Origin of the sequence: Rhizobium grahamii CCGE 502 (genome assembly GCF_000298315.2) — a bacterium.
Classification (GTDB): domain Bacteria; phylum Pseudomonadota; class Alphaproteobacteria; order Rhizobiales; family Rhizobiaceae; genus Rhizobium; species Rhizobium grahamii.
In genome coordinates this window covers 22,615-38,747 of record NZ_AEYE02000027.1, presented here as the reverse complement: position 1 = coordinate 38,747, position 16,133 = coordinate 22,615, and the positions used below count along the sequence as shown (strand labels likewise).

Genomic DNA, 16,133 nt, shown 5'->3' with positions numbered 1-16,133 from the left:
TCGGTCCGGCCGCTTAACCGTCCAGCTGAGCGGAAATTTCCGCTAGTAGCTCGGCACTCGTACCCTTCGTTTGAACGTGATCAACCGCAATCGCCATGGCACGACGACCCTGGTCGCTTTCGATCTCTACTCCGCGTGCTGAACACCACTCCTCAAGGGCTTCAAGGATGGCGGCAATGTCTCGATCATCAAGGGTTACCAAGGAGTGGAACATATCAATCCCCCCAGTTAGACGGCAAGAGCACACACCGTCTCTCAAGCGGTCCCGCCATGCAGATCGACCGACGTCTACATTGTACAGTAAACGGTGCAATGTTTTCGGACTGTGCGAGAGCGTACCATCCCCAGTCGTTCTCTCGCTTAAGGAGCCCGCCTCCGGGCGCCCCGCAGTCTGTGTTTTTCTGAGAATTTGGAAAGGTAACCTGGAACTCTGTTCTCTTCCCGCGGTTCCGACCGGAGCGATTTGGCGCTGCAGGGAAGAGCATGAAGTTGCAGATGTTCGTCGAGGCATATCGGTTAGGTGGATTGGACGGGTTGAATGTCGCGCTCAACGGCCTGTCGGAGCTTGAACGCCACTCCTTCCTGAGAGAGCTCGAAGTAATTGGCTACACTATTCGCTGGCGAAAGGCTGGAAGCCGATTTGGCTACGTCTGGTCGGGCCCGAAAACCAAGTCGTGAGGCGCGGCGCGCGATTTTATCACGGTTCTGGTCTGCCACGGCAGATGCCGAGAAGCGCCTTTAGGGAGCCACCCGATTCAATTTCTTGGTGAAAGAGGCGCGCATCCTAGGCTCACTTGCCGGTTGTGCCTCCGATGCTTCGTGCTTCAGCGAGCTATGTAGTTGATCCGCGGGCTTTCGCCTGAAGCAGTAGCACGGGCCTCCGTGGCCCCATGGGATGACGGTGCCGTAGCACACCATCTCGTAATGCCGAGCCTAGGCTGACGAAACCAGGCCAGCGTCGAGGGCAGACGAATTCTTGCACTCTTCGATTCCTTGCGTTCAGCAATGATGCCCTAGATGGCCTCGCGCGTCCTGCCACGAACGGCCTTCCGAGGATCTTGAACACCTGCGTGGGGAGTTCAATCTGGCCCCTGCGTCTCGTCCCGGCGTTGGAGGAACCAGCCCCTGTCTTCCGCTGAACGGGGCCGCGCGCGCCCTCTTAAGAAGATTAAATGGCCATGGATCTTATCGAAAAAAGGTCACCAAGGGTCTTGATGTTGGCCAGTGACCTTGCATCAGGAGCCGCCTCCACGGCTCCTGATGTAAATGGATTAGCGGGCTACGTAGACCTCCTCATCTCGTACGACATGAGTGGTGCCGAGCGCGCCGCCGATCCATGCGGCGATGGCGCCGACCGCGAGCGCTATGAAGGCGAGAATGGCGCCTGCGGACAAGGCTGTAGCCGCTGCCTGCGCCGCCTCTGTCGCCTTTTGCTTGGCCTGGGCCACCGCATTCTTGTACTGCTGTTCGTACTGGGCGACCTGTTGCTTGGCCTGGTCGACCGGAATGTTCTGAGCCTTGGCGATGGCGTCGGCCGCACGATTGCGAGCTTCGTCGGCCTTTGCCTGGTCTCCAGTGACAGCGGCCCGAACGGATGCCACCGCAGCGTCGCGCAGAGCTGCCGGATCGTTGCCACCGCTGGCTTCACGAATATTCCGTTCGATACCAGCCATCGGATCAGTTGCGGCCGCAAGGGCGGGGGCCGCGGTAGTCGCCGCGGTGGCGACAGTCGAGCCTGCACTAGAGACAATGCCGCCTAGACCTGAGAAAACCCCGCCGACAAGCGCGCCGACGGAGGTCGTGAGTAGGTAAATGACGATAAGCGTGGCCACCGCCCACGAGGTCACGCCATGGAGAGCACCCGTCGATCGGACAGGTCGGCCTGATAGGCGGCTGGCGATGTAGCCGCCGACGAAGGAAGCGATAAGGCCGCTGCCAACGAACCACACGGCGGTACTCACGGAGAGCGTCGTGGCCGAAGGATTATCGTTAGATGCCGGGTCGATGACAGCCGCGCCGATACCAGCTCCGAGAAGGTTAAGGAGAAGCTGCACGACAAGCGCCACGGCGACACCTGCGAAAACTGCTCCCCACGAGATCTTGTTGAGTGCGGCGTTAAGGTACGGATTGTCGTCTCGCGTATGAATGTGGGCGACTGCGGAAACGGGTTCGGCCATGGAAATGTCCTCTAGCTGTCACGGGATCGTGAGGCGACATAACCTCGGACTTAACCCACTTGTTCCAGACGGTTGAAGTTTCCAAACAAGCTGCTGTCGGCAAAGTCGTTGTGTTGGTGGGACCAAGCGGCGCCGGGTCGATCGCGACGTAGCGTTGCGGCGGCCAAGGAAGCCGCCGTTGCCAAGGCGACAATGACCGACTCTTCGTAGCCGATCGGAATGCGGATATTTCGCCTGCATCCCCATGCGGATGCTGCCGCCACGACATAGAAGGCTCATGCAATGCTCCTTGAGTTACACGTCGGCCGGTCGGACAGGGTGCTTCTTCACGACTTAAAATGTTTAAGCCGTTCGCGGGGGAACGAATTGCTTCCGCCAACATTTCTGTTGGCACCTTCAAAGACCGTAAAAGGAGACATCCGATGGGAAGCACGTTCGACAAGATCAAGGGTACCTCAAACGAAATCGCCGGTAAGGCCAGGCAGGCCGCGGGTAAGGCGATCGACAATCACGAAGAGCAGGTCAAGGGCGCCGTCCAGGAAGCCAAGGGCAACGCTCAGGTCGCCAAGGGCAACGCCAAGGAGGCGGTCAAGAAGATCGTCGACAAGGCGTGAACTAGACAATCGACGGCCTTAAAACTTTCCATCCAGTATATGCCGGCATTCCCACCATCAGAGGCGCCCATGAGAACGCTTGTCTGTATAATCGCTGCGACAGTGGCATTTAGTTCCGACGCCTTCGCACAAGCGGCGGCGGATCCGGCCGTGACAGCATGCAAGTCGACGGGCCTCCTGGCTCTTCAAGAAAGATCGCCGGAAGTGACGGACCTCGTCATGGACATTGAAAGCCTGGCGGTGAGCAAGGCGGACACCAAGGTCGGCGACGTTCCGGTCAGAACCGTGATCCTGGGCGAGGCATACATCGCTCGTAAGGAAAAGACCGGAAAGCCCGACCGCTTCGTGTGCCTGCTCGGCGAGAAGGGAAAGGTGCTCTTGACCTTTTTTACAGCGCAGTAAGTGTTAAGCAGAGTGGTACCGAAGACTTCAACGATTACCTCTCGTTTCTCGAGCCCAGCCTTGGCAGCGAGGGGTCAAGCTCTTCAATTGCGGAAAACAAAACGCGAATAGGTGAGTATTCACCCACGGCCGCGCAGCGTTCAGAGATGCGTTACAACGATCGGCTGTCAGACTGCTGAGAGCGTGCCTCAACGAGCTCGTCGAAGAAGTCGACGATCAGGTCCGCTACTCTCTCGGCCTCACGCTCCGTCATATAAGGGGTGATTTCGACAGCGACGCGCTCAATGTCATCACGGTCCGGTCCAATATGGTCGAGAATTCTGGCCAACTTGATCCTCAATTCTATGTCATCATCGAACTCGTCGAGGGTGACCAACGAAATGCTCGTTGTGGCTTCGAGTAAGCGTGTCTGGATACTGTCGGAGGATGTTGCCAAAGCTCGAACCGCAGCAAAAAACTGCTCCCGCGGGGCTGCATATTTTAGGTCCATTTTGGATCGTCTTCCTTGCTATTGGCGCTGAATGCGAAGTCCCGTGATGATCCACGCCCGAGGCATTGCTCGGTCAAGGAAGACACGCTGTATCACCTCCCACCATCGGTGTGAATAGCTGGTATTGCGGGGGCGAGCACTATGATTCATCGCCCCCGCCGGGGCCGCCTTCCTGAAGACGGCATGGAAGAATGGCGCGAGACGACCCGTGCATCGGCGAGCGTATCGACGGACCAACCCCCAGGCGAAAAGACCTGGCATGTTTTAGCGCCTATATGGCTTGGAGAGCAATTCGACCCCCAGATCGAGCCGGCCTCCATGAACGATAAGAGAGAGGCTACATAAATGGTTGCGCCAGTCTCCGCCCAGCCAGACGCCCAGGCTATTTGATAGCAATACCCTCTTCGACGAGGCCGGATTTGAGGTGGTCGATAATATCGTAGCGGGTTTCGCTCCATTCCCGCGTGTTTGCCCAGTACTCGATCTTGAGGACGGTCTTGTCTGACGTGAGATCATCACTGAAAACGCGCGGTGTCGGTTGTTTCTTAACGCGTTTATCGGATGAAACGATGCTGAGCACCGCCTGCTTGGCAGTCCTCACGTCGACATCGTTTCCAATGGCGATTGAAAGCTCCTGACGGCGGCTCGGCTCCCGGCTGTGATTGACGATCGGCGTGTTCCACAGCGTGGAATTGGGCGCCATAAGGTAAAGCCCGTCCGTCGTGTTCATCTCCGTGGCGAACAGTCCAATCTCGCGGATAAAGCCTTTGACGTTGCCCGTCTCGATATATTCGCCAACCCTGAAAGGCCGGAGTACGAGAAGCATAATGCCCGCGGCGATGTTCTGCAGCGTGCCCTGAAGTGCGAGCCCGATAGCAAGACCGGCAGCACCGAGGGCGGCGATGATCGAGGCGGTCTGAACGCCGAATTGGCCAAGAACGGTGACAAACACCAGGATGAGCAGTCCGTAGTGAAGAAGGTTCTGAAAGAAACGTGCCAGCGTCTCGTCAATCCCGTGGATTTTTGAGATGACGCGATAAACCGAACGGCTTAGGACACCTGAAATAATCCAGCCGCCGACCAGAAGTACGACGGCGCCGAGAATTGAAAATCCGTAGGTGACGGCGAGTGCGGCTGCTTGGTTGAATGCGGTTCGAGTCGCGAGGACAACGTCCGCTGCCTGATTTTCCATGATGCTATCCGTGATTGCCAGGGAAGGGTGATGGAGACTTCGGGACGCAGTAAAGTCACTGCGACCGGGCTGCCGCAAGGGAGCGCTGGCAACAACGATTGCACGTTGCAAATGGTTCCGCGCCGGCAGTTACGGGGAACATTTACAGCGGCCGCTCGGTTATCACAAGTCATTGATGGAGGATACCGATGCCTGCCAAATCCAAAGTCCAACAGAAAGCAGCAGGAGCAGCCCTTGCGGCCAAGCGTGGCCAGACGCCGAAGAGCAGGCTCAAGGGAGCGTCCAAAGAAATGGTCGAGACCATGAGCGAGCGACAGCTCGCGGAATTTGCTTCGACAAAGCGAAAGGGAAAGCCGGCGCGCGTATCTCACTAGCGCGAAAAATCGGCTTTAATCCGGTGATCAAATGCTCAAGTCGTTTATAAGAGAAATTATCGGTGCATCGCCTGTGGCGTCCGATCCATGCCCCAGTCTTTTGGCGTTCCGCAACGCGTCTTACGTCCTCGTTCTTTTCGAGGGTGCGGCCGATGATCGACCGGAGATGCAGGAAGAGATGCTGGCAAATCAACACGATGTGCTTGCCGCACATAATATCGCCATTGTTCGTGTTGCCGGCGGCGGCGTTTTTACCAGCCTCGACCAAGCCATGGATATAGAAGCGGACGACGTTCGCCGCGATCTCGAGGGTCCTTCACCCGAGGAATTCGAGGCTGTACTGATCGATCCCAACGGAGCGACCAAGCTTCGGTCGCAGGAGCCCGTCAGCGTGCCTTCCCTCATAGACGCTATCGATCGTCTGCCCAGGGAAAACTAACAAAGGGTGGTGGCCATTGCCAGCCAGCCTGTTGGTCTCACGGGGGCACCGTCCTTGTCGGGGCTGCATTGGATGTTATTCCTGCTGCAAGGCGTGCTCGACAACGCCCGGCTCAGCAGGGTGCCTTGGGCATCGAACAGCTGGGAAGAGTACGGACGGCCCGCCAGTTCCGGGTTGTGGGTATGGCGCCGGTCTCGCTGATGATGCGGGCCACGCCATTTAGATCAGGGATCCATTCCACGACACCATCATTGTGATTGAAATCTAGCTATTCAAACCTCGATGGCAAACCAAGCTTAGCCTGCTGGCTCCGCCCGCTGAACCCTCTCGATACAAACCGCCGTGCGCCCAAAAAATGGCGATCTACGCCACGTTCATGCCGGATTTCTCTGGTGTTGGTAGCCCGTGGACCGAAGGGCGCGACATGGACTTTTTAAATCGTTTCGTTGATCAACCGATGCTGCAGGGGGCATCGCGAGTTCTCCAGATCTGGCATGAGCGGAGCCACCGTCCTCCGGACGAACTTTCCCCCTTGTGGAATCTCCTGGTGATTGCAGGTCTTTTCATGTCGGCCTGCTGGTACCTTCCAGGTTCTGCCGGTTTGCTGGCAGCTGGGACATTGGTGATGCTGTCCTTTCCACACGCGTGGAAGCTTCTTAAGGGGCCGATGCGGAGGGACTATGACGCACGCGCATATCGGGCAATGGCCGCTTTGGCAATCAAAAAGCGCGAGACAGAATGGACTGTCCGTGTGCTGGTGCTGATGATCTCGGCCTGCCTGCCGATGCTTGCGCGCGGTGGAGACCTTGCAGGGGAACTCTTCGTTATCGGTGCGGGCCTCTGGTTCGTCCTGACGGCTCCCGCGAATGCGTATCTCGCCGCTGCAGAACCGCCAAGGCCAAGAGACGGCGACAGCGTATTCAGTCCTCGTCGCGTGATGGCGTCAGCCTGACACCGCTTGCTGGCGACGTTCGTCGGAACCAAATCGCCTTCCGCTCCGTTTCCTTGTCGTCACAATGACGGAGGTGGAAATGCTTTACTATGCTCTAGTATTCCTGGTTGTCGCATTGATTGCAGGCGTGCTCGGTTTCGGTGGTATCGCCGGCGCATCCGCATCAATCGCTCAGGTCCTGTTTTTTATCTTCCTTGTTCTCTTTGTCGTTTCGATCGTTATGCGAACCATGAGGCGGTAAGGTCAACGACGAGCCCAGCAACGTTAGTCGAACTCTGGCGTTCGCGACGCACGAGGGCAGATGGTATGGGCCTTGAAGCAATGTGCGATAAGCGGAAACGGTATTATGGCGGATCATAGCTTTACGCGACCAGCTGGCTACGACACCGACGAAGAGCTTCAGGCGCATCTTGCGCAGCTGGAAGCTCAGGCGGTGGCTGAAGGCGACGAGGCGCCCACCCGGTCACGGCGCACCTTTGAGGACGTTCAATCCGATATCTCGACCGTCCGGCACGAGATTGAGCAACTTCGTGCAAGGCTTTATGTCATCTCGGCGCAAGCCGAGGTGGTAGTCAAATCGCGTGCCGAGTGGGCGGATGCAAGTGCTCATGCCCAGCTTGGCGATTATCCATGGCTAAAACTGGCTGGAGCTATGACGGGGACTTTCTTGGTAGCCAGGCTGATCAAGGGACTTCCCCTCGGCCCTCTCGTCACGGCGGCGCTTCCCTTGGTGGCGGGCACAATCAAACGCAAGATAGAGAGATAGTACGCTCAGCAGTCATCCAAGACATGGACTATCTACAAGCGCATCACGGCCTGCCGAACCACTCAGGGGTCGGTGGCCGTCAATTATAAGATTCAACACAAGCGCGCTCATAGAGTTCGCCGAGCAGAATTCGTTCATTGGCGGTGGCCATTAGAGCGCGCTGCAGACGCTGTTCAAACATGTCAGATTGCGTTTGTCTTGAACGACCGTGCGGTGTTACCGGCGTCATTGTGATGCGGTTGCCAAGGCCCGGCCGATACTGGGCAAGAGTCAACCCGGCCCTAATCAGCAGCGCCCGGATGTTTGGTCTTCGCTCGGCGGCAATGGCGATCTTGAATGCTAACACTAGGACGCGCTTGGAAATCGGCAATTCGATCTCATCAACGAGATCATGTCCGACATGATTGTCCCTTACGTACAGCAGGAATTGGTCGATAAATTGATTGGCCTCCGCGAGCCGGGCATCCACAAGGTCCTGGTGAATGCTTCGACTGGTTTCGCCATCACGGTTCAAACGCATTGGTGTCTCCTTTCGGGGGGAAACGCTGCTGCGTTATTTTGGTTCGTCGCGGGGCTCCTTCGTTTAGACAGAACTGGAAGTCTCCGCGGACAGGAGGATTTCGTCACTGCAGTCGTTGAAGCGGCAGCCCATGTTTATCTCCGTCAAAGACATCGGGACCAGGTACGATTACGCACCGGTTCCCGCCAAAGAGCTCGACCTGCTGACAGGATAGAAGGTCAGGCCCTTCTCAAGAAGCACGAATATGTCAGTCAGATTTCTCACGGGTTGACGGGGAATAACGGTCCGCTAGCTGCCTCGAGGAACATCACGTCGTCGTGAGCAGCGCGATGCTGCCGGCAAGTCAGGCCATCGATTTGGGTTTCTTCCCGCCACTTGCACCTCCGTGGCTCGCAGAAGGACGCTTGCCCCTGCAGGAAGTCGAGACAATATCGGCATCAACAAGCATGGAGTGGCCGCCACCGAACATAGCCAATGTTGGCAGCCCAACCACGACAATTGCGACAGCCACGGGGCGGTCGATCTTGTGCGGCGACCAGCGGACTGCAGATGAAGCTTCACTCGCGCGACGGGTGGATGCCTATCTAACTCGTGAGGATGCCGTCTCAGAAGCGGTTTGGGCAATATCTTCTTTCATCAAGCGTACTCAATTCATCGGACGTTCCGAAGGACTTTAGAGAAACTCGAAGGGGACATTTGCATCCATTGCCGCTGCCAGAAAGGCAAACTGGGCCTCCTCGTTCGTCACCGTGCCCTTCCCGACGCCTTCGCATGCCTCCATCGCCTCGATAAAGGGAGTTCCATCGTGGGCGGGCCAATCAGAGAACAGCAGATCTACCGCGTCCTTTGCCGAGGTGACCGTGTAGACGCTTTGCTTTCTCTTGACCAGTACGATTAACCATCCCGACACGGAACTGCCATCCTCGGAGCCAACGACAGAAGGAACTGCAATGATCAAGACAGGTTCCGTTATACGCAGCCATTTGCCATTGATTGGAGCGACAGGTTGAACTGAAGGTGGGCATCGCACACAAGGGCTCGAGAGGGCCGAGGATTTCTTTGGGAATATGGAAGAGTAGTTCGGAAATCCAGTTGTCCATTCGCCACTGATGGAGGGTGCTTAGCGCATGGCAACCGCGATCGATAGGCTCTCGCAAGTTCTCAGGCCCGCTTCGATCAAGGCAATGGCGGTGACCCCTGACGCACTCGCTCTCCGGTTCCAGGGTTAACTTGGCACGCAGATCAGGGGAACAGAAAAAAGCCCCGCCAATACAGTCAAGCGAGGCAGTCGACGAGGAAAACAGAGGAAGGGCGGTCCTTTCCTCTGTTGCTGTAACCCGCAAGTCGCCGTTGGTTCCATTGCACCCAGCCACTGACGCGACGCACTTGGCTTGCTTGAACCGAGAAGGGAATCTGTATCCAAAAAAATATTCCGCATGGCCGAAAACAGAGCTGGGGCACGCAGATGGGGTTGCCTTGAGCGCGCTTACTCAAGCACTTGCATAAACTGGAGGCGATCTGTTTCAGTCCCCCTCAATTGGGAAATTTCGCTGGCGGGAAAATAGGGACCCCTCTTTGTATGCAGGGTTCCGAGATGAACACAGAATACGCCGTCAGGGCTGCAACGAAGCGTTTATACGCGATCGTACAAAGTCACTCCCTTGCCCTCCACTGGACGGCGGTTTTGCATGCCTCACGCTCGACCCGGCGGGGCGACAGCGGGATTTATCGTCAGCAAGCGCACAACCTCTGCAGCCAGCTCCGTCACATCGTAGATGACCGATGCACCGTGGGGGCTTGTTGCAGTCGTGATGACCTGAGTTCGATCAGGCAGCGCGACCAAAGACACCACATGATCGGGGTTCAGAAAGACAGGCATCGCCGCCTGTCCCACCAACGTCAATTGCACGAGCCTCATGGTCTCTCTCCGTCAACGATTGCTTCACGCAATAAACGCGATAACCGGGCTTGAGTTTCGAGGGACAGAGAGCGTGTCGCCGGTTTGTCACCCGGGGTGGTGGGCCTTCTCGTATGTCGAAATGTGTCTTCATTTCACGTTCGCTCCGTTCAAAGAAGCGACCGTGAGCGAGATCGACCTCCACTGTAATATCAGTCTGGGCAATCGTCTCGCTTCACGCAGGTCAACGCGGGCCGATGGACGACCCCGAGCGCGGCATGATCTGAATCCCTGAGCCCATAGGGCCGCATGGTCAACGCGTTCCCTCGGCCATGAAACAATTCAGGGCAGTGCGCATTTATCACTTTGATCGCTCACGCGGGTACACAAGGTGCCGGCGCGGCTGTGGGCATGGACCATATGACGGGGTTACCAGAATGGTTGGCTCGTACGTTCATCAACGGGTTGAAGGTGCGCGGAAGGACAACTTTCGAGCGGGATCAAGCGCGTCACATCGCCTGCGAATTCGTCTTGCTCGCCTACCTCGCCCTGTCCGCAATGCTGCGGCATGGGCCATTTACCTCACCTTGGCGGCGATGACGTTCGGACTGGCGTCTCTACAAATATGGTGGCTGCGATAAGATTGTGTTGTTCTCCTCTTATTTCCATACCGGCCGCCCGGAAAGTGGATCTGAAGGCAATCTGCAGGTTCACTCGTCGCGACCGCTCGCTACCATCGCGGCCTGGCCGGTTCATGGAATGCGCTCGGAGCTCTACTCGTCGCTGGAGCTCATCGCTTCGGATCGTACGAAATTATTGTGACGGCCGCGGCCCCCGACGTATGTGCCTGCATTCGGCGTGCTTGCGTTTGAGCGAGTGCCCTTCTCCCCACCAAAACGAAAGCTAATGAGGCCGAGAGGTCAAAAAAGGTTTTTGACGACGCGCTCGGTGCTGTTTGCCGCCGTTGACTGCTTCGGCATCCTTTTGAACTTACCCGGATGATCAGGCGCCAGCTCTACGACGTCGAAAGCCTGCTTCAGTGGGTTGTTGCGGTCGCTATGGTGTTCTCACGCTCGCGCACCGGGACAAAGCAAAATTCCTCCAATCGAGCCGGGAAAGCTAAGAGCGACATGCGATCTCAATGCACCGGGCAGCAATTGGCTCACGCGAAAAGTGGCTCAAGATCCATTGGTCTATCGTCGAAAGCGGCGCTCCGGACCGCGACTGTCGATTTCGCCTGCAGAAGCGACCATTGCAATTATGGGCAGGCCGGCTTCAACGGCTGCGCGGACAAAAGCAGCGCGAGCTTCCACGGCGGTGAGTTTTCCTTGCATTGCATCGAAACAAGTCTTGACCGCGTCCATATACTCTTCACCGTCGTCCGACGGCCAGGCGATCAGAAGAGCCTCAGCAGCTTGTCGAAGAGAGGCAACGCGCCTGTATGTCTGCTCACCAGGAACCACGAGCACCAGCGGTTCGAAACCAGCTCGGTTTTGTTGGATCATTATGCTAACTCCTAATCGCCAAGAAATTCCCGAGGACTGTCCCGAACAGGCTCGCGCAGTACCAAAGATCGCCTGCGCGCTTCCAGCTCATCGGAGCTATCGCAAAAATGTCCGGCTCCGGATCAAGGTTCGCCACCAGACATCCCTATCCAATGCAGTGTTGCATGCGACGAGGCCCCGCCGTAACGGCGACAGGGCAGCCATCGGACGCGGTCACGTCGACAGACTTGCCTGCCTCCGACGCAATGTGCTCGGCGATGGCCAGCCGAATATCTCCAACTGAATTGAAAATCCCATTGTCCAAATCAATCACGTTGAACTTCACGGCAATGAATTTCATACGATCATCGACTGGCACTGCGATGCCGACCTCTAGTCCGTTATAAATGACTGCCTGCTTTTTCATTCAGCGGTCCTCCGAAAGCGATAGCTAATATATTAGCATCCTCATAAGCAAGCAGCGCCATTGCTTAGTACGCTATCAAACAGATCGAGGGATGTAGCCCTTCGACCTGAACGGCCTCCAACCTCCATTTTTGGGAGCAAGATGCCTGGTGAGAGCATCGATCGTGGCCGCACACGCGCCTCCGGCACATCGCAGCCCGATACCCGGAGCCAGCCTTAGCATGGGGTGAAGCCGATGAGGGCGTAAGGATCAACATGCCTCCCGAACGCTTTCGGCAAGGAAGCTCCAACGATTGATGGCCGTCAGCCAATTGACTTTCCCTTCTTTCATCCGAATGTGAGCAGGGCGAGGAGGGAAAGCGGCTGGTGCCGCGCCCAGAAGGGTGTCGAGAGATCGCGTCGTGCCAACGGCCGTCAGGTGCTAGCGGACCATTTATGAAATCGCGATCGGGATCAGGATGTAGAGGACGACCGAGATCGTCAGTTTATCCCCGGGGACGGTGATTGCTGATAGGCCCAGAATCAGTCCGACGGTGGCTGCGACGGCGATCATGATGGTGTCGTTGAGCGACCTGCGACAGCTTGGAGTGCGGCTCGCCCCTGGCGGTTTGACCCTCAAGCCATGCCTCTCCGGTAACCTCTTTGATCATCGCGTCAGGCCGCCGCCTCTGGGAAAACGAAGATTGGGCGACTAGGCAAGGTAGAGCAGTGCTGCACGAGGATTTGCGGCGGCCGCTTGACGAATATTTCCTTTATTAACTGAGCTACGGCAACCCCGGCAGCTTTTCGGTTATAGTGAGCCCTCCGACACCGGGCTGAGTATTAGCGGAAACGCGGGTAGAAATGGATGGCAGCATGAACAAGCAGAACTCGCCGGTCGAGATCAGACCTGCCACCGCCGAAGACACAGACATTCTCGGCGTGTACGGTGCCGAGCTCATCGCTCTCCATCACGCGTGGGATGCAGCCAGGTTCATCTCGACGGGACCGAGAACAACCGAACTCTACAGTAGATATCTGAAGGATCAGCTCGGCAAACCAGACGCTCTCGTTCTCGTGGCCATACAGGCGGGTGCTGCCTGCGGATACACGTTTGCCGTCTTGGAAGGACACAACTACATGGCACTCCGTGGACCCGCGGGTGTCATTCACGACATCTTTGTCGACGCCAATCGACGCCGCCAGGGCGTGGGAAGGACGCTGCTAGATGCGACCGTGTCGGAGTTGAAGCATCGGGGCGCGACGCAGGTCGTGCTGTCGACTGCATACCGGAACGAGGCGGGCAGGCGGCTATTCGCTGCCGCCGGTTTTCGCCCGACAATGGTTGAGATGACACTGCAGTTAAGTGAAGATCAGGAAAACCTTAATTCGATAGGTTGACCGCTGAGCGGGTTGTGCGAGGCGAGAAGACCACTGGGATGGCGATGGTGCTCGCGCGCATCTGCGTGCTGAACGAGGGTATGCAATGAAGCCTCAAATGTTCATGGTGTCGCTGGTCTTCCTGGCTGCAGCGGTGCAAGGGATCTGCGCAGAGGACATCGTGACACTCCGACAGGCGGACATGAAGGCCATTGCCTCGGCGACCAAAGCCATCGCGGGCATGTTCAAGGAGCCTTCGACGTACTCCTCGGCCGAATTCAAATGGGCGGCCGAGCTCATCAGGGATAAGGCTGGCCAGCCACTGATCGACTACTTTTCAGCGGGAGCGGCGTCCCCGGACTCGAAGGCAAAGCCCGGTATCGTCGAGGAACGGAAGCGTTTCGACCGTCTCGCGATCGATCTCGGGAGCTATGCCGGAGCGCTCGCTGCTGCAGCAGATAGAAACCCGACTGCGATGACCGATGGAATGCGGATGAAAGCCGGTGAGCCGATGGGCGGCGGTCCGCTTGGGACCCATGTCCAGAGCGAGATCAAGCTTGCATCGATCCCGGCCGAGCACACCTTCCACCTGATGTTACAGACCTGCACGACGTGTCACGTCCGCTTCAGGATGGAATAGCGTTCAGCGCCGGGTCGCCTGATCAGGCCTGATGCCATTCACGCCGAAAGGCGCGTCTATGGTGGCGACGTCGTCCGCATCTGCTGCATTGGCGAACTCCTCGATGATCGGGCAGTCCGGCCGCTCGTCGCCGTGGCAATGCTTGGCGAGATGCTTCAGGGTTTCCGTCATCGAGTGGATCGCGGCTGCCTTCCGTTCAAGTTCGGCGATGTGCTCCATGGCGAGGCTTTTGACGTCCGCGCTTGCGCGAGAGCGGTCCCGCCAAAGTGCCAGTAAGGTTTTCATCTGATCGACTGAAAAGCCAAGATCGCGTGCGCGGCGGATGAAGCGGAGCGTGTGGATGTCGTTGTCGGTGTAGGTGCGGTAGCTGGATTGCGTCCGATGCGCGGGCGTGATCAGTTGGATCTGCTCGTAGTAGCGGATCATCTTTGCCGAGACGCCGCTGGCGTTGGCGGCTTGTCCGATGTTCATCTTTGATCTCCTTGAAACGCGGGCCGTCGTGTGAGGGAGCCCGCCGGCATTTGTTATGGATTTACGGAACGCAGGCGCAGCGCGGTTCCGAGCACAAAGACGCTGGACATCGCCATCGCGGCGGCCGCGAATATAGGCGACATCAGGGTTCCGTTTACTGGACATCGTATCCGGCATTCCTCACGGCAGCTTCAAGCGAGAGCGTCTGGACAGCCCCGGCCGCAACGTGGACGGTTGCCCTCTCGGTCGCGAGATTCACCGATGCGTCGATCACGCCGGGGACGACCTTTAGCGCTTTCTCGACACGGGCAACACAGGAGGTGCAGGTCATTCCTTCGATGCCAAACTCATGAGTATTTACCTTGGCGTGATAGCATGCGGCCTCGATGGCGCGCAGAACCGACCCCGGATCGACCACATCCTTGAACGTCACGCTGGCACGTTCAGTCGAGAGATTGACAGATGCGCTGTCGACGCCTGAGAGCCTTGATCGCTGTCTCGGGATAGGGTGTGCCAGGCTTTGTTCGAATTGGGAGAGTGCAGTCACGGGAGGATCCTCATTTCACTGCACAGATAAGTAATCCTTCCCATGATGGGAAGGTCAAGTGGATCAACGCCCTGTCACGCGATCGTGTTTACTCTTCCAGTTCATAATAAGCCGAACGGCGTGGCGGCGGCGAATTTTGATCGAGCACTGGTGCGTTTTGCACCGATCGTCACCCTCGCCATCGGCCTGAAGTTTGCGCCTCCAATTCAAGTGACGAAGACTATGTGGGGTTTGCCATGGTGGGAAGGTCAAGGGAAGCAACTCCCGAGATAATGCAGGAAAACGAGGCCAGGAATGGCTCGTTGGCCGGAAAGACAAATGTGGTTGAACCCCAATGGAAGGAAAGATGAGCATGCAGCGTCGAGCTTTTACGTGCATGGCTCTGACGGGGGGTGGTTGCCTTTGTTGCAAGGTCGTCAACAGCATCGCAGGTTCGCATGGACATCTACAAAGACCCCGATTGCGGATGTCGCGGAGCCTGGGCAGCCGTGATGGTGGATAGCGATTTTAACGTCGTCGTCCGCGCGGAGGATTTCATCGCGATATAGGTCAAGCTCGGCATCCCCGAGAAGATGCAGGGGTGCCATACCGCAGTGGTTGGCGACTACTTCTTCGAAGGACATGTCCCCTTGGAAGCTGTCGAGAGAGTCTTGAATGAAAAATCCGCGATCGCTGGACTTGCTGTTCCAGGAATGCCTCGAGGTTCACTAGGTATGGGGGACGATCCGACAGCGGCTTTTGAAGTTTACAGCCTGAATAGGCCTGACATGGAGCCGTCGCTTTACATGCGCATGGGCAGCTAGGACCCCAAGCATGGAGCTGCCCCGGGATAACGGGTTGAATGGCAGTCCTGCGCCGAAAAAAAAACGAGGTGCGCCGCATATAGTACCAGAATGAAAAGATCTGACCTATCAGGTTCATGATTTATCGGTACAATACGCAGGCTTCATCTGTTGGAGCAGAGCCACACCTGAGCCTCGGGAACCCCGAGGCTATTTTTTGATCACCCGGTCGGTCGCGCTCCCCGTTTACCATCTGTTTCAAAAACGTCCGGTTTATCCCTGTCGGCCGGAGTGGCTATGATCATGGTACATGATTAAGTGGCATCCGGTTGGCGCCCCCCGAGCAAATTTTGAACAGGTCTTGCGGTCCACTTGCCGGTAAATAACGGGGCCTTACAAGGCGTGACGGAACGTTTTTCGCAGTCGGAGAAAGGCCAAACAAGCGATAATGAAGCTCACGATGGTCTGATTATGTCGGTGCTATGTCGCGAGATCACTTGGAGCACTTTGCGCTTAAGAGTTTACTCATCAACGATTGGACCCAGTATCTCAGGCTCGGTCGCCGGATAAAAATGATCGTTCTGTCCTCACCCGCGTAGGC

Annotated in this window: 21 protein-coding genes and 2 pseudogenes; 11 read left to right on the top strand and 12 right to left on the bottom strand. The window is 57.1% G+C overall.

Going from position 1 to position 16,133, the window contains the following annotated elements:
- Positions 1-13: 13 nt before the first annotated feature.
- Complete coding sequence (locus tag RGCCGE502_RS21335; protein WP_016556270.1) at positions 14-214, bottom strand: hypothetical protein; 201 nt, start codon at positions 212-214, stop codon at positions 14-16.
- 269 nt (positions 215-483) lie between these two features.
- On the opposite strand from RGCCGE502_RS21335, the gene RGCCGE502_RS21330 reads away from it, so the two are divergent.
- Entirely contained in the window at positions 484-678 is a 195-nt protein-coding gene (locus RGCCGE502_RS21330; protein WP_016556269.1) for a hypothetical protein, read from the top strand.
- Positions 679-1,271: 593 nt separating this feature from the next.
- Here RGCCGE502_RS21330 and RGCCGE502_RS21325 read toward each other — a convergent pair.
- Complete coding sequence (locus RGCCGE502_RS21325; RefSeq protein ID WP_016556268.1) at positions 1,272-2,177, bottom strand: hypothetical protein; 906 nt, start codon at positions 2,175-2,177, stop codon at positions 1,272-1,274.
- A gap of 422 nt (positions 2,178-2,599) precedes the next feature.
- Between RGCCGE502_RS21325 and RGCCGE502_RS21315 the strand changes: the two genes are divergently transcribed.
- Together RGCCGE502_RS21315 and RGCCGE502_RS21310 are read left to right on the top strand one after the other, a co-directional pair.
- A complete protein-coding gene (locus tag RGCCGE502_RS21315) occupies positions 2,600-2,791 on the top strand; it encodes a CsbD family protein (protein ID WP_016556266.1) in 192 nt (63 codons plus the stop codon).
- Positions 2,792-2,860: 69 nt separating this feature from the next.
- On the top strand, positions 2,861-3,193 hold the full coding sequence (locus RGCCGE502_RS21310; RefSeq protein ID WP_016556265.1) for a hypothetical protein: 333 nt from the start codon (positions 2,861-2,863) through the stop codon (positions 3,191-3,193).
- A 151-nt stretch (positions 3,194-3,344) separates the two neighbouring features.
- Here the strand turns inward: RGCCGE502_RS21310 and RGCCGE502_RS21305 are convergent, their stop codons facing one another.
- A complete protein-coding gene (locus RGCCGE502_RS21305) occupies positions 3,345-3,683 on the bottom strand; it encodes a hypothetical protein (RefSeq protein ID WP_016556264.1) in 339 nt (112 codons plus the stop codon).
- 382 nt (positions 3,684-4,065) lie between these two features.
- The gene (locus tag RGCCGE502_RS21300; protein WP_016556263.1) at positions 4,066-4,875 is read right to left on the bottom strand and encodes a mechanosensitive ion channel family protein; all 810 of its coding nucleotides are present in this window, start codon (positions 4,873-4,875) and stop codon (positions 4,066-4,068) included.
- A gap of 188 nt (positions 4,876-5,063) precedes the next feature.
- Here RGCCGE502_RS21300 and RGCCGE502_RS21295 point away from each other — a divergent pair, with 188 nt between their 5' ends.
- The 5 genes from RGCCGE502_RS21295 (at position 5,064) to RGCCGE502_RS34695 (ending at position 7,406) form a co-directional block, all read left to right on the top strand.
- The gene (locus RGCCGE502_RS21295; RefSeq protein ID WP_016556262.1) at positions 5,064-5,249 is read left to right on the top strand and encodes a DUF3008 family protein; all 186 of its coding nucleotides are present in this window, start codon (positions 5,064-5,066) and stop codon (positions 5,247-5,249) included.
- A 31-nt stretch (positions 5,250-5,280) separates the two neighbouring features.
- Positions 5,281-5,688 (top strand): DUF4174 domain-containing protein, encoded by a 408-nt coding sequence (locus tag RGCCGE502_RS21290; protein WP_019280253.1) that lies wholly within the window; start codon positions 5,281-5,283, stop codon positions 5,686-5,688.
- Positions 5,689-6,235: 547 nt separating this feature from the next.
- A complete protein-coding gene (locus tag RGCCGE502_RS21285; RefSeq protein WP_244441774.1) occupies positions 6,236-6,640 on the top strand; it encodes a hypothetical protein in 405 nt (134 codons plus the stop codon).
- 79 nt (positions 6,641-6,719) lie between these two features.
- Positions 6,720-6,881 carry a DUF1328 domain-containing protein gene (locus RGCCGE502_RS35000; protein WP_016556259.1) on the top strand — a complete coding sequence of 54 codons (162 nt, stop codon included), beginning with the start codon at positions 6,720-6,722 and terminating at the stop codon, positions 6,879-6,881.
- A gap of 60 nt (positions 6,882-6,941) precedes the next feature.
- Positions 6,942-7,406 carry a hypothetical protein gene (locus RGCCGE502_RS34695; RefSeq protein WP_141652397.1) on the top strand — a complete coding sequence of 155 codons (465 nt, stop codon included), beginning with the start codon at positions 6,942-6,944 and terminating at the stop codon, positions 7,404-7,406.
- A gap of 79 nt (positions 7,407-7,485) precedes the next feature.
- Here RGCCGE502_RS34695 and RGCCGE502_RS21270 read toward each other — a convergent pair whose 3' ends face one another.
- The 6 genes and pseudogenes from RGCCGE502_RS21270 to RGCCGE502_RS39275 form a co-directional block, all read right to left on the bottom strand.
- A complete protein-coding gene (locus RGCCGE502_RS21270) occupies positions 7,486-7,926 on the bottom strand; it encodes a hypothetical protein (protein ID WP_016556257.1) in 441 nt (146 codons plus the stop codon).
- A 673-nt stretch (positions 7,927-8,599) separates the two neighbouring features.
- On the bottom strand, positions 8,600-8,884 hold the full coding sequence (locus tag RGCCGE502_RS21260; protein ID WP_016556255.1) for a DUF982 domain-containing protein: 285 nt from the start codon (positions 8,882-8,884) through the stop codon (positions 8,600-8,602).
- A 735-nt stretch (positions 8,885-9,619) separates the two neighbouring features.
- Positions 9,620-9,844, bottom strand: coding sequence for a hypothetical protein (locus RGCCGE502_RS21255; protein WP_016556254.1), 225 nt, complete (start codon positions 9,842-9,844; stop codon positions 9,620-9,622).
- Between the two features lie 1,172 nt (positions 9,845-11,016).
- Complete coding sequence (locus RGCCGE502_RS21250; RefSeq protein WP_016556253.1) at positions 11,017-11,328, bottom strand: DUF982 domain-containing protein; 312 nt, start codon at positions 11,326-11,328, stop codon at positions 11,017-11,019.
- A gap of 220 nt (positions 11,329-11,548) precedes the next feature.
- Positions 11,549-11,734, bottom strand: a pseudogene (locus RGCCGE502_RS21245) (hypothetical protein); the annotation flags it as partial.
- A gap of 435 nt (positions 11,735-12,169) precedes the next feature.
- Positions 12,170-12,335 (bottom strand): annotated as a pseudogene (locus RGCCGE502_RS39275) (arsenical-resistance protein); the annotation flags it as partial.
- A 253-nt stretch (positions 12,336-12,588) separates the two neighbouring features.
- On the opposite strand from RGCCGE502_RS39275, the gene RGCCGE502_RS21235 reads away from it, so the two are divergent.
- Positions 12,589-13,113 (top strand): GNAT family N-acetyltransferase, encoded by a 525-nt coding sequence (locus RGCCGE502_RS21235; protein ID WP_040675359.1) that lies wholly within the window; start codon positions 12,589-12,591, stop codon positions 13,111-13,113.
- An 85-nt stretch (positions 13,114-13,198) separates the two neighbouring features.
- A complete protein-coding gene (locus RGCCGE502_RS21230) occupies positions 13,199-13,732 on the top strand; it encodes a cytochrome c (protein ID WP_016556249.1) in 534 nt (177 codons plus the stop codon).
- A 3-nt stretch (positions 13,733-13,735) separates the two neighbouring features.
- On the opposite strand, the gene cueR is transcribed toward RGCCGE502_RS21230, so the two are convergent.
- Positions 13,736-14,203, bottom strand: coding sequence for a Cu(I)-responsive transcriptional regulator (gene cueR, locus RGCCGE502_RS21225; protein WP_016556248.1), 468 nt, complete (start codon positions 14,201-14,203; stop codon positions 13,736-13,738).
- A 154-nt stretch (positions 14,204-14,357) separates the two neighbouring features.
- A complete protein-coding gene (locus tag RGCCGE502_RS21220) occupies positions 14,358-14,750 on the bottom strand; it encodes a heavy-metal-associated domain-containing protein (protein WP_016556247.1) in 393 nt (130 codons plus the stop codon).
- A 572-nt stretch (positions 14,751-15,322) separates the two neighbouring features.
- Between RGCCGE502_RS21220 and RGCCGE502_RS38210 the strand changes: the two genes are divergently transcribed.
- The gene (locus RGCCGE502_RS38210; protein WP_019280248.1) at positions 15,323-15,553 is read left to right on the top strand and encodes a DUF411 domain-containing protein; all 231 of its coding nucleotides are present in this window, start codon (positions 15,323-15,325) and stop codon (positions 15,551-15,553) included.
- The last annotated feature ends 580 nt before the right edge of the window (positions 15,554-16,133 follow it).